Below are 16310 nucleotides of genomic sequence, written 5' to 3' on the forward strand. Positions count from 1 at the left end.
CTATCTTTTCCTTAACTTCTTCTTGAAATGATTTTTCCTCACTTAGTGTAACTTGTTCTTCTAAATATGAAAATTCACGCTCATTTACTTCTTCACCATCACCAAGGTCAATCCTATAGTGTTCGACAACTTTTCCGTCTACATAGTGGTCAAAATAGAATTTGAAATATCCGATATAATCATCAGTCATTTCTCCAAATTCATTTTCTCCAAGAGTTTGATTATGGTCTTTAACATCAATCTCCTTTTGTCTTAGAACATTTATTAAGTCTTTAGTTACTATCTGCCCACTATAATCGGGAACTAATTCGTGGTTTTCATTAAATTCTACAATCCAGTAGTCTTTTCTATTTTCAGTGTTTTTGCCATCAAAAAAAGAAGCTTCATCAGCTTCCTTTTCTTGGCTTATTTCATTTTCTAAGCTTCCACGTATTCCTTGATTGCCATTTTCTTCACTGTTGTCATCAAGTTGTTCATCTGTCCTTGGTATTCCTCTGGATTCTCTCTCATCATCTTCTCTGTCAATCCTTGTGTTTTCATCATCTTGACTTTCTCTCTCTTGATATAGTCCACTGCCTGAGTCTGAATTTCCTTCAGATGGTTCAAAAGTGTTTTCTCCTCGTACATTTCTTGAAGTTTCTTCCAGTTCTCCATGTCCTCGCTCCCTACCAGGTAAGACAGTCTTAGAACTGCGTAAGTCGGATTCGGAAATTTCTCCATAAATTCCAGATCCTTCTCCATCATGTCCAAGGTTTTCTCTTCGATCTTCATTGCTATTTCCTCTGTCGCTTCCATCTGTGAAAACTCGTCCATCTCTACTTCTTGACCTCCTCTATCTTCATTTGTATTTTCTATATCTCTATTATAGTCGCCACCGGCCCTTTCTGTCAGCAGCCTAGAACGATCTATTTCCTTAGATTTTTCTATTGTGCTATCTATAATATCTTCGCTAATCTTTGATATTACAAGACCTATCTGTTCTAAAGAAATTGTATTTATCCTAGAGAAATTATTTTTTAAATTTTCCATATCCATAGGATAGACTGTATTAAACCTATTAGCTACCGCATAGGATATTGCGTCTCTCATAAACTTTTCAAAACTAAGTCTATCCTCTATATCTATCCTTAAATCAGCAAGAGCCAAATTAATATATTCATCTCCATAAATTCGACTTAAAGAAAATATATTTTCATTAAGTGAATCACTAGCTTCAAATGAAGAATCTCTTATTATTTCTTTTAAAGCCTCGTTATGGTTTTCGTGGTCAAACTTCCATAAGCTAACCTCATTAATATTCCTATCCATTGATGTAGTCTGACTAATATCAAAAATGTATGAAATTTTTTTGTTTATATCACTTCCAACTAAAATCGGAATACCCTTTTGACCTCTCATAACAACTCTGCCAAAATATTTTTTCCACATATCAAAAGTCGCACAAGTTCTAGCTTCAGGTTCCTTGTTATATATACTTAATTGACTTGAAAAATCATATTTCTGATTATTGCCTATAACTTTTAAAAGTTTTAAATATTCTTTTTCATCTTGTAACACTTCATACTTTATAGCTTCTTGTATATTCTTAAAATCATTTACTTGCATTTCCTACCTCCCTTTTAGAGCAAAAAAAGACGATAGATTTTAAATTTCTACCGTCCTTAAATACCCAAGTAATTTTCTATTTATGGTTTTCTTTTAAAAAATCATCAATAGTTTTTCTTGATTCACTTTTTGCTTTTTCATTGCTTTCAGCTGTTCCACCTGTTGCAACTCTAATTTTTCCTAAATCTAAAATACCATTGCCTGCAAATATATGCCCTGCTCCTTTATAAGAATAGATCTTTGCCTTAGGGTTTTGTTCCTTTATTTCATTTGCCATGGCAAGGCTATCCCACATCAAATCATCCTCGCCTACAATCATCATCCTAATAAGGGGATTGTTAATGTCCTTTTCCTCGTGTTTTTTAAACTTATCAGAAAGAATTTCCCTAGCTATATCATAGATTTTGCCAACGTTGATTCGCTCCTTAGAATTCATTGGCAGGGCCACAATCCCTTCGTTTTTAAACTTGTTAATTCACTTTTGATTTTCTAATGGGTCTGCCAGGTCTGACTTATTCATGATAATCATCCTAGGCTTGTCTGCTAAAATATCATCAAGCATCGGATTTCTCGATGATTCTGGAATCCTCGCATCTATAATCTCTAAAACTATATCAACCAGCTTTAGGTTTTTTTCAATCTCCTCCTTGGTCTTTTTCATATGACCAGAATACCAATTTATATTAAGTGCCATATATACTCTTTTCTATAATATTAGATCAGACTTAAAACAAATTTTAAATATTACTACATTATATGTTATTTTTAATATTTTTTCTAACATTTTTCTTTATATAAACTTACCTTTTAACATTAAAAAATTAAAATTAAAAAATTATTGACATAAAAAGTAAAAATGATAAAATGGAATCGAAATAATTGAGAAAGGAAATCATTATCAATGAGAAATAAATTATTTATTCTGATATCACTAGTATTATCTCTCAGCCTAAGTGCTTGCGGAAACCAAGCTGCTAATGATAAAGATGATACAAAATCAGAAAACAAATTTGAACAAACATCTAGTCAAGATGATAAAGATGCTAAAAAGGAAGACGATAAAAGCGATTCTAGCGATAGTCAACCTATTGAAATTGTATTAAAACACGCTTTTGGTGAAACAAAAATAGAGAAAAGACCTCAAAGAATAGCTACCATCGGTTGGGGAAATCAAGATGTTCCTTTAAGCCTAGGTATTGTTCCTGTTGGATTTTCTAAGGAAAATTACGGAGTAGAAAAGGGAAAGGATATTCTCCCTTGGGCAGAAAAACAAATTAAAGACCTTAATGGAAGTCCAGAAATTTTCGATGACCTTGATGGACTAAATTTTGAAGCTATTTCAAATGCAAAACCAGATGTAATCCTTGCTGGTTATTCTGGAATTACAGAAGATGACTATAAGACTCTTTCAAAGATAGCTCCAGTAGCAGCCTATCCTGATAAACCTTGGCAAACTCTTTGGAGAGATATGGTAAAAATTGATTCTAAAGCTATGGGTATGGAAAGAGAAGGCGAGGAGCTAATTGGCGAAACCGAAAAACTAATCAACGAAAATGTCGAAAAACATCCAGAAATCAAGGGCAAAAAAGCAGTATTTATTATGGTTAACCAAGCCGACCCATCAAAATTTTGGATTTTTACATCAAAAGACCCTAGGGTAGCTTACCTTTTAGACCTAGGTTTAGAATTTCCATCTTCTCTTAAAGAATTTGAAAAAGATGATAGTTTTGCTGCTGAGTTATCCAGTGAAGAAGCAAATAAAATTGATGATGCAGATATTTTAATAACATATGGGGATGACACAACCCTTAAAACTCTCCAAGATGATCCCTTATTTGGTAAACTAAAGGCTGTTAAAAATGGAGCTGTAGCTGTGATTCCTGACAATACCCCTCTTGCAGCATCATGTATACCAACACCTTTGTCCATAGCTTACACAATAAATGATTATCTTGATTTAATATCTAATGCGTGCAAAAATGCAAAGTAAAAAAATAAATATTGGATTTATCTTTTTGATAAGCTTATGCTTAATAGTGGGAATATTTTTATCATTAAGCTTAGGTAGCAGAGATAGCAGCTTTCAAGAGCTGCTATCTGCTTTTAATATACATTATAAGGCTGATGATTTCGGTGTGTCAGTCATCAGAAAAAGAATCCCAAGAACAATTTTTGCAATATTAGCTGGTTCATCTCTTGCTGTAAGTGGAGCTCTAATGCAAACTATTAGTAGAAATCCAATAGCTGACCCATCTATCCTGGGAATAAATACTGGGGCAAGTCTTGCAGTTGTAGTAGGTCTATGTTTTTTTGGTATTTCATCATCCATTGCTTATATTAGTTCAGCTATAGTTGGTGGATTTTTGGCCTTTGGTCTAGTGTATGCCATAGCATCCTCAGGAAAAAGTGCCTTAACTCCTGTCAAACTTGCCCTTTCAGGAACTGCCACAAGCCTTGCCCTATCTTCACTTGTTAGTTTTCTTCTCCTGCCCAACAACAATATCATGGATCAATTTAGATTTTGGCAGGTAGGTAGCCTTGGTCCTGCAACTATGAAGTCAATACTTATTCTCTTGCCATTTATAGCAATAGGACATCTGATTGCCTTTGCAATAAGCCCTAGTTTAAATGCCATATCACTTGGAGATGAACTTGCAAAGTCACTTGGTACAAGGGTTGGCTTATGTAGATTTTTAGGCTCCTTGGCCTCTGTAATCTTGTGTGCATCCTGCACTGCTATCGGTGGCCCTATTGCCTTTGTAGGGCTTATTGTGCCACATTTTGTTAGGATATTGTTTGGTTCAAACCTAAGTTTCACTATACCCATATCAGCTATATCAGGTTCTATGCTGCTATTATACTGTGACATACTAGCAAGGATAATTGCAAGACCAAGTGAAATTGAAGTAGGAATTATCACCGCTATTATTGGTGGTCCCATCCTAATATATATTTGTCTAAAAAAGAAAGGGGGATTTGGTGGAAAATCTTCTTCAGGGAATTAGAAAAAGAAATAGAAGAATCCGTTTACTAAGATTATTGTTTTTAATCTTAGTCCTTGTGGCTAGTTTCCTTATCCTAAGTTTTGGGGATAAAACCTATTCTTTTTCTCAACTTATAAATATATGCTTAGATAAAACTAATAATCCCGCTTCTTTTGTTATTTTTGAATTAAGAATTCCAAGACTTGTAGCAGGAATTAGCGCCGGTTTTTCCTTTGCACTAGCAGGTTTTGTCTTTCAAACCATGCTAAGGAATCCTCTTGCCAGTCCAGACATAATAGGAGTCACTAGTGGCTCATCTCTTGCTGCTGTTATTTGCATAGCTTTTTTAAAAACTAATAAATATACCACTGGTCTAATTTCTACCATTGCTGGAATATCTGTTGCCTTGGCAATATTCTTTTTATCAAAAAAAGACGGCTTTTCTACAAGCAAACTAGTTCTAATTGGGATTGGTTTCCAGGCGATGCTTAGGGCAATGATTTCTTTCGTTTTACTCAAGTCTAGTAAATATGATCTTGGAGAAGTTATGAGATGGCTTAATGGATCTCTATCCTATGCCAAGCTAAATGACCTTTCTTTTATGGTAATCACAAGTTTTATTATTAGTATAATGATTCTTACTTACAAAAAAAGACTTGAAATTTTAGAATTAGGAGATAGCTATAGTCAATGTTTAGGAATTAACCCTGACTTATCTAGGATGATTTTAATCCTATTGAGTGTGAGTCTAACTGCATTTTCAACATCAGTTACCGGTCCCATTGCGTGCATTTCATTTATATCAGGACCTATTGCCCTAGGACTAGGTAAAAAGAAAGACCCTATTCTTACAGGACTTGTAGGGATATGCCTAGTGCTTGCTTCAGATTTGCTAAGTACTAATTTCTTACCTGCAAGGTATCCTGTAGGTGTAGTAACAGGACTGATTGGTGCCCCATATCTCCTATACCTTATAATAAAAATTAACAAAAGGAGTGCTATATGAAAGAACTAAAAGCCATAAACTTATCCAGTGGCTATAACAATAGAATAATCCTAAAAGATATTAACTTGTCTATTCCTAAAGGCAAAATTTCGGTAATTATTGGAGCTAATGGGTGTGGCAAATCTACCCTTCTCAAAACTATAGCCAACCTCATTGAAATACAAAATGGCAGAGTTACTTTAGATGATAAGAACATAAAAGATTACAAACTAAAAGACCTCGCCAAAGATTTAGGGCTTTTACCCCAATCTCCTATTCTTCCAGAATCAATCACTGTAGCTGACCTCATAGCTAGGGGTAGATTTCCATATAGAAAAGCATTTAAACCATTAAGTAATGAAGATTTGTCTGTAATAAATAGAGCTATGGAGATGACAAATATTACCGACTTGGCGGATAGGTTTGTAGATGAGCTTTCAGGCGGCCAGAGGCAAAGAGTGTGGATAGCTATGGCTCTTGCCCAAGATACAGATATCCTACTTTTGGATGAACCAACTACTTATCTCGATATAGCCTACCAAGTCGAAGTATTGGATATCCTAACGGATCTCAATATAAAATACTCTACGACAATTGTCATGGTGCTCCACGATATTAATCTTTCTTGTAGGTACGCCGATTATTTATTTGCAATAAAAAATGGCAGGCTTATAGCAGAAGGAAAACCAGAAAATATATTAAATGACAAACTAATTAAAGATATATATAATATGGAAGCTAAAATAATAACTGACCCAGTTAGCAAAAGTCCTATGATTGTTCCAATAGGACGACATAATAAGAGCCAATAAAATTATAACCACCACAGATTTTGACTTGATAATTTATTTGCCTGTGGTGGTTATTTTATATTTTATTTACAAAAACTTCCTCGGTTTTTTTATCTTTTATTTCGATAATCTTTCCATAATATTTGCTATAATCAATATCCCTCCTGTGGGAAATTGAAACTACTGTCTTATCGAGTCTTGCAAAACTTCATACTTTATTGCTTCTTGTATATTTTTAAAATCATTTACTTGCATTTCCTACCTCCATTCTATGGATTTCTTTTATAATAGCCATTAAAATATCAACCACAATAGAATTGCCGGCCTGTTTATACAGTTTGCTTGAGGTGCAATTCTTTCTTCTTGGATGTACTTCTTCTAGTTTGTCAACATCACTATCATCAAAACCCATGAGTCTTAGGCATTCTCTTTCTGTTAAATACCTATACTGACCATTTCCAATATCTATTATTCCAGAATTAGGTACTCTCATTTGTTTTGTAGAAATAGTATAAGAAAAATCTTTAATCACTTTGAGTCGCCCTATAAAACTGTTATCTATGCCTTTATTTAAAAATTTCAGCATATAAGGTTGGGTCATTGTGTAAAGTTCACTTACATCCTTTTCTAAAAATTCACTTAGTGGTCTTGTTTCTTTCCTCTCCAATTTATTAAAAGAAAAGTTATTTGCTCCAAGACACGAAACAACAAATATCCTTTCTCTTTTTTGAGGTATCCCAAAGTCCATTGCATTTAAGATTTCATACTTGCTTTCATATCCTAGGCTCTCTAACTCTTTTAGATAAATAAAAAAGGAGTCCCTCATATTTCTATCAAGGACTCCCTTTACATTTTCCCAAATTATCCATTTAGGTTTATCTTTCATTTCTTTTATTATTCTAATTGTTTCAAATAGTAAGCTTGATCTAGTGCCTGAGTTTTTTACTCCTCCCTGCTTTTTTCCAATTCTTGAAAAGTCTTGGCAAGGACTTCCATGCATAATTAAGTCTATCTTTTCATTAGAAGCTTTATATCCTACTACTGATTTTGGCTTATAGTCTTCTCCATAAAGTGCGTTGTATGATTTAACACAAGCCTTATCTATTTCTACATAATCAACAACTTCAAAAGGTATCTTTAAATTAATAAAAGCCTTTCTAATAGCACCTATGCCGCCGAAAAGCTCTAATATTTTCACCTTATTCATTTAGATTATTCTTGTACCTATCTACAAGCTCCCTTATACTATCTTCTATTTCTCTTAAAAAGTCTTCTTTATCTACTTCGCCAGAGCTAATCTTTGCAAGTTTCATTTCCCATTCAGATGTTGTTTCTGCCGACTTAAACTTATCCTCTACAATTGATACAAGCCTATTGCCTTTTTCTGTTACAAGTAAATTTTTCTTATCTCTTCTTATGAGATCCTTATGGATAAGATTTTCAATAATTCCTGCTCTTGTAGCTGGTGTTCCTAAGCCTTTTCTTTCTACTTCTATATCTTTATCCAAAGATTCTACTCCTGCATTCTCCATAGCCTTTAAAAGTGTATCTTCATTATAGTGGCTTGGAGCTTTGGTGAATTTCTCCGATATATTTTTAGAAGTTAACTTAATTTTATCTCCAGTCTTTACATCTGGTAATTCATTTTCTTGCCTTTCCTTCCCATAAGGCTTTAAATACTTGGCATAACCTTCATCGATTATAGTCTTGCCACTTGCGTTGAAGTTAAATTTATCATATTCATATCTGATTTTTCTACTAGATTCCTTTAAGTTGCCCGAACATGAAGCAAGTAATTTATTCTTAATTAAATTATAGATTTTGCTTTCTTTATCAGACAAATCTTTGGCTTTTCCAATACCTGATATAGTAGGAATAATTGCATAGTGGTCTGTAACCTCAGATGAGTTAAAAATAGACTTGAAATTTGACTCATTAACCTTAAAATCTTCTTCAAGTCCTTCTAATAATTCTTTCATAGTATTAACCATATCATCGGTTAAATATCTGCTATCTGTTCTTGGATATGTGATTAGCTTTTTTTCATACAGACCTTGTGCCAGACTTAAAGTATCATTTGCTGAATACCCAAAATATTTATTTGCTTCTCTTTGTAAGGTAGTGAGATCATAAGGCTTATCTGGTTTTGTGCTTATTTCTTTATCTTCTACCTCTGTAATAACTATTTCATCTTCTAGCAAGTTTAAAAGTTGCTCTGCAACTTCAATTCTATCAATCCTATCTGATACAAGTTTCAATCCTTTATAAGATAGGTCAACTGTATAATATTTTTTCTTCTTAAATAGGTTTATTTCACTATCTCTTTTAGCTATTAAATATAGAGTTGGTGTTTGTACTCTACCAACTGAATATGTTTCCTTGTAAATGCAAGAATAAAGCCTACTTAAATTCATTCCTACCAGCCAATCCGCAATAGCTCTTGCACTTGCCGATCTATATAAGTCTTCAAAGTTTTTTCCGTCTTTAAGATTTCTAAAGCCATCTTCAATAGCTTTGTTTTCCATTGAAGATATCCAAAGTCTTTGAATCTTCTTTTTACATTTAGCTTGATTATATACAAGCCTAAAAATAAGTTCTCCTTCTCGTCCAGCATCACAAGCATTTATAACTGTGTCGATATTCTTATCGTTTAAAAGCTTCTTTAAAACTCCATATTGTTTCTTAGTGCTTTTAGATACTTCATAAATATATTCCTCTGGAATTATAGGAAGAGTGTCTATTGTCCATTTCTTCCATTTTTCGTCTATCTTATCTGGACTTGCCATTTGAATTAAATGACCTACACACCATGAAACAATGTATCCATTCCCCTCATAATATCCGTTTTTTCTTGTTCTTGCTCCAATTACTTTTGCAATTGTAACTGCTACACTTGGCTTTTCTGCTATTACTAACTTCATTAATACCTCCATAAATAAAAAAAGAGCGAAAGATTTCTCTATCGCTCAAAGTATTTCTCCCGAATATTGTATTATTTTCGGGAGAATTCTACTTACTTATTAATTTCTTTTTCTAGTTCTTGAAGAACTTTTATAATCTCTTCAAATTTTGGATAGTCTCCATATATCATTTCTGCCATAGCCTTATAATCTTTTTCTATTTCAGAAAATCGGTATTCTCTTGGGACTAACCTTAGTTTACCATTTAATGCATCTTCATACCTTGCCCACTTTCTAGGGTAGAATTTCATTTTAAATTCAGTCACTTTTTTTAATAACTCTTTATCCTCTAAGGCTTTGTTTTTATAATCTGATTTTGCTATTTTATATAAGTCATAAAAGTGTCTTGCATATCTGTGGGGCATAGGAGAAGCTTCTGGTCTATTTGCTTCATGATGAAGTATAGTTGCCTTTTCCCAAAAAGTTCTCTCTGCTGATACTGTTCTTATATTAGTTTTTTCTTTAAATACATTTGGATATGCTTCACTAATTATTGGTGAAATTTTAACTCCAATTGCAGGTGTCCATGCTGCAAGGCTTCCTATTTCAAGCCTTATATTTTGTGTCAAATAATTAGATTCAAAGATTTTAGGATATTTACATAGAATTGTTTGTGGATCAAGAGTATCAACCCAAAATTCAAAGTCCATGTCCTTTAAATCTTGTTCTAAAACTTTTAAAAATTCATCTCTTAAAAATACTTCTGTCTTTTCATTAACTGCTTTGTTGAATTTATCTTGCTTGGTATTTGACCTTTTTAACCATGGTTCTTTTTCTTCATAGCCTAATACTCTCCAATCTAAGATTAAATCTATATCTTCAGAAAATCTTTCTATAAGTCTAAAACACTTTGAAAGTGATGTGCCACCTTTAAAAGTAAAATATTCTTTCCATTTATTTTCATTAAATAGATAGTCTAAGATAAAAGTAACCCAATAGTCTTTTTCAATGACTGCTTCAGATATATTTTTATTTCTTGCAGTATTGACTATTAAAACTCTTAAGTCTTCTATATTTTCCACATAAAACTTATTCATTTTTATCCTCGTAAATTTCTCTTATTACTTCATATATCCATGCTGGCACTGATTTTGATTCGTTCATTAAGTCTGTTCTTTCTTTTTCACTTAAATTTTCTCTTATCTTTTGTATAACTTCGCAGGTTATATTTTCTTTGCCCAAAGACTTAATTGCTTGAATAACTGTTGCGGTCTTTAGGGACATATTGGCAATTTCTCCTGGATTTACTTTTTTAAATTCTAAAACCGTATCCCCAATTTTATATTCCTTATATCTTCCACTAGATATATATTTATAGTGAGTTGGTACTTGTGTTGAAAGTCCTAATAAGTTTAAGGCTGTGCTACTATATGGTGCAATATTCCAATTGTATTTTCTTGCTATAGCAAGTGCCAACTCGTGAATTGATACTGCTTCATATTCTCCAATTAACTCACTATATTTTGGATTGTAATAAAAGCCATCAATGACACGCTTAATTTTATCTTCATCTGCTAATCTTTTTAATATTTGTCTAACCGTAGCATTAGATGCAATATCTAAAAAGTCATTTGCAAAAAATACTTTACGTGAGTCAAAATCATTTATTTTATCTGATATTATTTCCATATATGAACTCATTACAATTCTCCTTTGTCACGGATATTGTATCATATTCGTGACAAAAATTCAATTGTGCTTAATTTTCATATCTTTATAATAGTTCATCGTTTTCATCTAGAGATTCTTCATTGTCAGACTCATCTTCTGACTCACTAATATAATCCTCATCATCTTCTTCAAAGTCTTCCAACATTCTATCTTCTTTTGCTTTGACTACTTTAAAATAATATCCTGCTCCTATAACGCCTCCAATTACAAGTGCAACAATAAGAAATGAACCTATCCCGCTTTTCTTTTCTTCTTTTACTGGAACAGTCTTAGGTTCTTCTTTTTTTACTTCTTCTTTCTTAGGCTCTTCAACCTTTATAGTATTTTTATCTTCTGATTCAATCATATTTAGTAGGTCTTGCTCTCCTACTTCTGTCAATAGCCTTACATTATCTTGATTTGATGAGTGATCCACTATTAGGTGCATAGTTTTTCCACTTTTAGTTTGAAATGTTAAAAATTGTCTTACATCTACTGGATTTTCTTTATCTTTTTCTGTATCTCCACTTGGTGTAATATCTTTTCCATTCCTATCTACATTTTCAATTACTGAACCTCTTGCCTTATTTTCCTGTGTTGCTAGACTATTTACTGCCTTTGTATTACCACCTTTTACAAGTGGTGTTTTCTTAGGAGGATTTTTTGAAGGCTTGTTTGCTTCACTTGTATTTCCTGGTATTCTTGGAACATCTTGATAAGGAATTTCTTCTTTTGATGGTGTAAAAACATCATCTTTCAACATTTTTTCAAATTCTTCTTTTTGTGGTTCATAGATTGATTCGTTTTGACTTTCTATTTGCCCTTCATTTGTCATAGCAAATGTAGCTTTTGGTACTGTAAATGTAAAAAGGAGTAACGCTATGGCTACTCCTCGTTTAATGCTCATATTCATTTTTCTATCCTTTCTTATTTTACATTTTTAAATACATAGACTGCTTTTCTAGCATTGTCCCATTCTATTGTTTGGTTTTTACCATCTTTAATATCTCCATGACTTGCTCCAAAAGCTTTAGCAATATTTGAAATTGAAGCATGAATTCTTCCATTTATAATCACCGGCTTAACATCTGAATTGTAGACCTTTCCATCTGAATCTTTCATAACACCAGTATCAATATTTAGTCTTAATGTCTTTTTAGCTAGGATATTATTCTCTTTATTTGAGAAAATTGCTTCACGAGTAGAGTTGTCATACTCAACATTAAAACCTAGAGTATAAGCGATATATCTTACTGGAATCATAGTTCTTCCTTGATCTACATAAGTTTTTACATCCATATAGACTGTTGTCTTACCATCTTTATTGATAATGTTATAAAAGTTTTTGTCAACTTGGAAAACTGCAAATTCTTTTTCATCTTTAGCTTGTTTTTTGTCCAATTGTTTATCTTGCTCTTTCATCTTGTTAAGATCAAATTGATTTAGAATGTTCTTGTCATCAGCTTTCAAAAGTTCGTCCCACTCCTCATCTTGAGATTTCTTATCTTCTTTCTTCTCTTTGTTTTCTTTTTGGAGTTTTAGAAGTTCATCTAATTTTTTAGATAAGTCTTGATTTAGATTTTTATCTTTTCCATCTTTAGCTTGTTTCTCAAGTTCTTCTTTCGATTTTTTATTTACTCCCTCGATTAACTTCTTGGCTTCTTCAATTTTCTTATCTAAATCTTCTTTTAGCTTTTTAATTTCTTCTTCAGAAGCTTTTTGTTTTTCTTCTAATCCCTTAATCTTCTCTTCTAATTCTTTTTTTGTATTTTCAGAAGATTCTTTTAAACTATCAATAGCCTTTTGAAGCTCTTCAATTTTCTTACAGCATTCTGACTTAGAATTTTCTGTTTCTTTCTTTTTATTCTCTAATTCTTTTATCTTATTATCTTTTTCATCAAGGGCTTTTTCTAAGTCCTTAATTTTATTATCTTTATCCTCTATTTCTTTAGTCTTCTTTGCTAGTTCTCCTTCTAAAGACTCGAGCTTTTCTTGCATTTCTTTGATTTTATTTTCGTTTTTATCGGTCTTTTCTTTCTCAGCTCCTAACTCCCATTTTGTAGATGAATAATCTTCTTTTAGTTTTGCATTTTCATCTTGTAATCTTTTTAATTCGTCTTTAAGCTGAGTAATTTCTGCTATTAGTTCATCATTATTAGAGTTTCTAAGATTCTCAATTTCTTTTTCCAATTGAGCTATCTTTTTGTCTTTATCTCTAATCTCTTCTTCTAACTTAGACTTTTCTTGTTTCAGATTCTCTCCATTATCTTTGCAAGATTCTAACTTTTCCTTTAATTCATCTATCTTTGATTGGTCTTCTTGTTTCTTATCATTTAAGTCTTTGATCTGATTTTCTAAATCACTAATTTTACTTATAGAACTCTCTATAACTTTTTTACTACCATCTGTATCATCAGCTTTAGCTAGTACATTAGTAGTTGAGGTTGATGTTAAAACTAATAAAAGAGCCATAAAAAAAGCTCTTAGTCTGTTCGTATTAAATTTCTTCATTATGAATGTTCTCCTTTTCTTTTAATTTTTCTTCTCTTTTTCTATCATTGATTTTCTCCATTAATTCTTCCAAGCTAATATTGTTCCTCCTAAGAGTTACAATTATTTCTTCATTTTCAACTTGTATTTCTTCATCACAAATTTCCTTGTATTTTGCATTTAAATCTTTCAATTTCTCTTCTATTTTTTTCTTTTTGTTTCTAATACTTATAAGTTTTCTGTTCACATAATATCTCCCTTCTATCTTGGTCTTCCAAAACCATAAAAATGTGATTTCCAATATTTTGAATTTATTGATGTGTATTGAATTGGATCTCCTGCGTGAATCATCATTCCGTTACCTGCGTATATTCCTACATGAGATATTGGAGTTCCACTGTTATATGTTGAGTGGAAAAATATAATATCTCCAGGTTGAGCTTCACTTGGACTTACTGGATTACAATAGTCTTTGTATATTCTCCATGCAGTTGTTCTTGGCATTCTCTTTACACCAGACTTTGTAAATGACCAACATACAAAACCTGAACAGTCAAAGTTAGATGGTCCACTTGCCCCAAACACATATCTTTTGCCTATATGTTTTTCTGCTTCATTAAAAAGAGCCTTGGCAATAGCTGAATCAAAAGCAAGACCAGGATTTCCAAAGTTTGGATTATCTACTATTTCTCCTAAGTCCCCATTACCTGATCCAAAAACATCTCCCATATTTCCCTTAGCTTCAAGAAGAGCTTCATAATGAACTACATTGTCTGGATAATCTTTAAATATTTCCCTAACAACTTCATCCATTTCTTTTTTCTTTAAAGTTACAATTAACTTTTTATATTCGTACTCTTCTTTCTCATAGCTAGTATAAGGATTGCCACGACTATCATATCTAGTTCTTGCTACTGTTCTTGTTCTAATCTCAATCTCTTCCTTAAAATCAAGCTTATACATCTTGTCAAAAAGCTCTTTTAAATTTCCTTTTACTTCAGATGCTAATTTTACTTCTCCACATCTTGAAGTTATATAGGATAAAAGTTCATGGGTATTATGACCAATTTCTCCTTCTTTGTTTATGATATATTCATCATATCCAGGATGACTTGTTTTTACACTTTCGATTTGTGATTGTAGGTCATACTCCATTGATGAAAATTCTTGATTTACTTCACTTAGAACTGTATCTTGTGATAGGTATGTTGTTGTCATTACTGAGTTAACAGAGTTGCTTAATCCACTCATACCAACACTTCCACCACCAATCATGATTGATAGCATAAGACCTAGTCCTATTACTAGAAATAAAACCATCTTACTTTTTCTTACGATTAGCTCTTTAGAAGCCTTACCTAAACTTAAAATAGCTTTTTTAACTCTATCTACCAGTCTTGTTTCGTGCTTTTTAGCTATCATGCTCTTCATTTGCTTTCTTTGGTAAAACTTCTTAAATCTATTTTTCTTTATATAGGCGTCTGACTTTTTTAAATCTTCCAAGCCACTTTTAAACTCCAACTTGCTTTTTCTCTTTCTTATTTTCTTATCAAGTTTAGATAGCTTTTTTAAGGACTTTTTCTTTTTGTCTAGCTTATACTTCCTTATTCCATGCTGGAGTTTAGAGCTTACATTAGCGGCCTTTTCTCCAGATTCTACACCAGTATTGTCAGATCCTGAACTTAAATAATCTCTCACTAACTCTGAAGACTTAGCTCCAGATAATAAAACCCCAGAAGATAAACTTCCTTTAGTTTTATTATTTAATATATTATCCTTTAGCTTACTTTTAGACTTTTCAAGCTCTCCAATCTTTTTATCTGAGATAAAATCTTTAACATCTTGTGCTTTCTTAGAGTTTTTCGGTGTAGCTTTCTTAGATTCATTTTTTAAGTTATCAATTTTCTTTCGAGTGAATTTATCACTTTCATAATTTTTTCTCTTGTAGTAAGTCTTCTTTTTATTAACTTTCTTTTGTTCTGAAGGTTTAAGGCTTGTTTCCTTTTCATCTTTTATAAATTCTTGATTATTGTCTTTAACCTTCGAATTATCAAAAGTCTTATCTTCATCAACTTGGCTTAGCTTATTTTCTTTATCTATTTCATTAGAAATTTTTTCCTTATCTCTAAACTTCTTTTCTTGATAAAGTTTCTGCTTTTGCTTTTTATTGATATTAGTATTACTCTCGTTCTTACTTACTTCATCTTTAACAAGTTTATCTTTTCTATATATTCTCTTGCTTTTCTTTACTTCAATAGGTTTATCTTCACTTGTGTTGATTCTCTTAGACTCTTTCTCGTTGATTTTGTCTTGAAATTTATCCTTACTATGAATAAGTTTATCCTCATAATTTTTAAGAACTTGTCTTTTACTTGATGCCTTCTTATTACTTTTTGGTTGAGCCTTAGCTGAAATATCATCTGTTGTTAGTTTATTAGAATTAATATTTCTACTATTTACACTATCAAAATTTACCTTTTTGAAGTCTACATCTAAGTCTTCATCAAGTTTAAAGCTTTCATCTGTCTTTATTTCAAGATTAGCTTGTTTTGTTTCTCCAGCCTTATCCTTATTTTCTAAAACTTCGTTTCTAATTCTTTCCTTGTTTTTAGACTTCTGAAAATCTTTTAGTTTATCTTGTTTTTGATCTTTGGATAATACATTCTCATGAATTAGTTTAGATTCTTTTTCTGAAATTTTATCTCCGAACCTATCCTTATTCTTAATAATCTTATTAGTATAATCATCTGAATGAACAAGTTTACTATCCATATTTTTTTCAGGAGCGTCCCTATTTCGTATAATTTTCTTTTGAAAATCTTTTTTTAATTCTTTATCCATATCA

The 16310-nt window shown here is 31.9% G+C and carries 13 protein-coding genes and 1 pseudogene; 4 read left to right on the top strand and 10 right to left on the bottom strand.

The window, feature by feature from the left end; all coding sequences use genetic code 11:
* Positions 1–417: 417 nt before the first annotated feature.
* Positions 418–1605 (bottom strand): hypothetical protein, encoded by a 1188-nt coding sequence (locus tag DY249_RS09545; protein WP_483964151.1) that lies wholly within the window; start codon positions 1603–1605, stop codon positions 418–420.
* Between the two features lie 307 nt (positions 1606–1912).
* Positions 1913–2299 (bottom strand): annotated as a pseudogene (locus tag DY249_RS09490) (YlqF/YawG family GTPase); the annotation flags it as partial.
* A 207-nt stretch (positions 2300–2506) separates the two neighbouring features.
* Here DY249_RS09490 and DY249_RS03315 point away from each other — a divergent pair.
* Genes DY249_RS03315 through DY249_RS03330 form a run of 4 tightly spaced genes read left to right on the top strand, consistent with a single transcriptional unit; the run spans position 2507 to position 6386 of the window.
* Positions 2507–3595, top strand: coding sequence for an iron-siderophore ABC transporter substrate-binding protein (locus DY249_RS03315; protein WP_115595172.1), 1089 nt, complete (start codon positions 2507–2509; stop codon positions 3593–3595).
* A complete protein-coding gene (locus DY249_RS03320; protein ID WP_218565042.1) occupies positions 3585–4610 on the top strand; it encodes a FecCD family ABC transporter permease in 1026 nt (341 codons plus the stop codon). The genes DY249_RS03315 and DY249_RS03320 overlap by 11 nt, the downstream gene beginning before the upstream one ends.
* A complete protein-coding gene (locus tag DY249_RS03325; RefSeq protein ID WP_115595174.1) occupies positions 4585–5595 on the top strand; it encodes a FecCD family ABC transporter permease in 1011 nt (336 codons plus the stop codon). The genes DY249_RS03320 and DY249_RS03325 overlap by 26 nt, the downstream gene beginning before the upstream one ends.
* Positions 5592–6386, top strand: coding sequence for an ABC transporter ATP-binding protein (locus DY249_RS03330; RefSeq protein WP_115595175.1), 795 nt, complete (start codon positions 5592–5594; stop codon positions 6384–6386). Before DY249_RS03325 ends, DY249_RS03330 begins: the two co-directional genes overlap by 4 nt.
* 220 nt (positions 6387–6606) lie before the next feature.
* Here DY249_RS03330 and DY249_RS03335 read toward each other — a convergent pair whose 3' ends face one another.
* The 8 genes from DY249_RS03335 to DY249_RS03370 all read right to left on the bottom strand — a co-directional run bounded on the left by DY249_RS03335 (position 6607) and on the right by DY249_RS03370 (position 16306).
* Complete coding sequence (locus tag DY249_RS03335) at positions 6607–7572, bottom strand: DNA cytosine methyltransferase (RefSeq protein ID WP_115595176.1); 966 nt, start codon at positions 7570–7572, stop codon at positions 6607–6609.
* The gene (locus DY249_RS03340; RefSeq protein ID WP_115595177.1) at positions 7565–9286 is read right to left on the bottom strand and encodes a DNA topoisomerase 3; all 1722 of its coding nucleotides are present in this window, start codon (positions 9284–9286) and stop codon (positions 7565–7567) included. The genes DY249_RS03335 and DY249_RS03340 overlap by 8 nt, the downstream gene beginning before the upstream one ends.
* A 92-nt stretch (positions 9287–9378) precedes the next feature.
* Positions 9379–10362, bottom strand: a complete 984-nt coding sequence (locus DY249_RS03345) for a nucleotidyl transferase AbiEii/AbiGii toxin family protein (protein ID WP_115595178.1) — start codon at positions 10360–10362, stop codon at positions 9379–9381.
* Positions 10355–10966, bottom strand: coding sequence for a DUF6088 family protein (locus tag DY249_RS03350; RefSeq protein ID WP_115595179.1), 612 nt, complete (start codon positions 10964–10966; stop codon positions 10355–10357). Before DY249_RS03350 ends, DY249_RS03345 begins: the two co-directional genes overlap by 8 nt.
* 73 nt (positions 10967–11039) lie before the next feature.
* Positions 11040–11888, bottom strand: coding sequence for a CD1107 family mobile element protein (locus tag DY249_RS03355; RefSeq protein WP_115595180.1), 849 nt, complete (start codon positions 11886–11888; stop codon positions 11040–11042).
* Between the two features lie 14 nt (positions 11889–11902).
* Positions 11903–13486, bottom strand: coding sequence for a stalk domain-containing protein (locus DY249_RS03360; RefSeq protein ID WP_115595181.1), 1584 nt, complete (start codon positions 13484–13486; stop codon positions 11903–11905).
* Positions 13473–13712: a hypothetical protein gene (locus DY249_RS03365; protein ID WP_001080402.1), complete on the bottom strand. Its 240-nt coding sequence runs from the start codon at positions 13710–13712 to the stop codon at positions 13473–13475. Before DY249_RS03365 ends, DY249_RS03360 begins: the two co-directional genes overlap by 14 nt.
* Before the next feature lie 14 nt (positions 13713–13726).
* Positions 13727–16306, bottom strand: coding sequence for a C40 family peptidase (locus tag DY249_RS03370; RefSeq protein ID WP_115595182.1), 2580 nt, complete (start codon positions 16304–16306; stop codon positions 13727–13729).
* Positions 16307–16310 lie beyond the last annotated feature (4 nt).

It is taken from the genome of Anaerococcus octavius (assembly GCF_900445265.1).
GTDB lineage: Bacteria > Bacillota > Clostridia > Tissierellales > Peptoniphilaceae > Anaerococcus > Anaerococcus octavius.

Coding starts and splice junctions, on each gene's coding strand:
- DY249_RS09545 (WP_483964151.1), bottom strand. CDS start 1,605: ATGCAAGTAAATGATTTTAAGAATATACAAGAAGCTATAAAGTATGAA.
- DY249_RS03315 (WP_115595172.1), top strand. CDS start 2,507: ATGAGAAATAAATTATTTATTCTGATATCACTAGTATTATCTCTCAGC.
- DY249_RS03320 (WP_218565042.1), top strand. CDS start 3,585: ATGCAAAGTAAAAAAATAAATATTGGATTTATCTTTTTGATAAGCTTA.
- DY249_RS03330 (WP_115595175.1), top strand. CDS start 5,592: ATGAAAGAACTAAAAGCCATAAACTTATCCAGTGGCTATAACAATAGA.
- DY249_RS03335 (WP_115595176.1), bottom strand. CDS start 7,572: ATGAATAAGGTGAAAATATTAGAGCTTTTCGGCGGCATAGGTGCTATT.
- DY249_RS03340 (WP_115595177.1), bottom strand. CDS start 9,286: ATGAAGTTAGTAATAGCAGAAAAGCCAAGTGTAGCAGTTACAATTGCA.
- DY249_RS03345 (WP_115595178.1), bottom strand. CDS start 10,362: ATGAATAAGTTTTATGTGGAAAATATAGAAGACTTAAGAGTTTTAATA.
- DY249_RS03350 (WP_115595179.1), bottom strand. CDS start 10,966: ATGAGTTCATATATGGAAATAATATCAGATAAAATAAATGATTTTGAC.
- DY249_RS03355 (WP_115595180.1), bottom strand. CDS start 11,888: ATGAATATGAGCATTAAACGAGGAGTAGCCATAGCGTTACTCCTTTTT.
- DY249_RS03360 (WP_115595181.1), bottom strand. CDS start 13,486: ATGAAGAAATTTAATACGAACAGACTAAGAGCTTTTTTTATGGCTCTT.
- DY249_RS03370 (WP_115595182.1), bottom strand. CDS start 16,306: ATGGATAAAGAATTAAAAAAAGATTTTCAAAAGAAAATTATACGAAAT.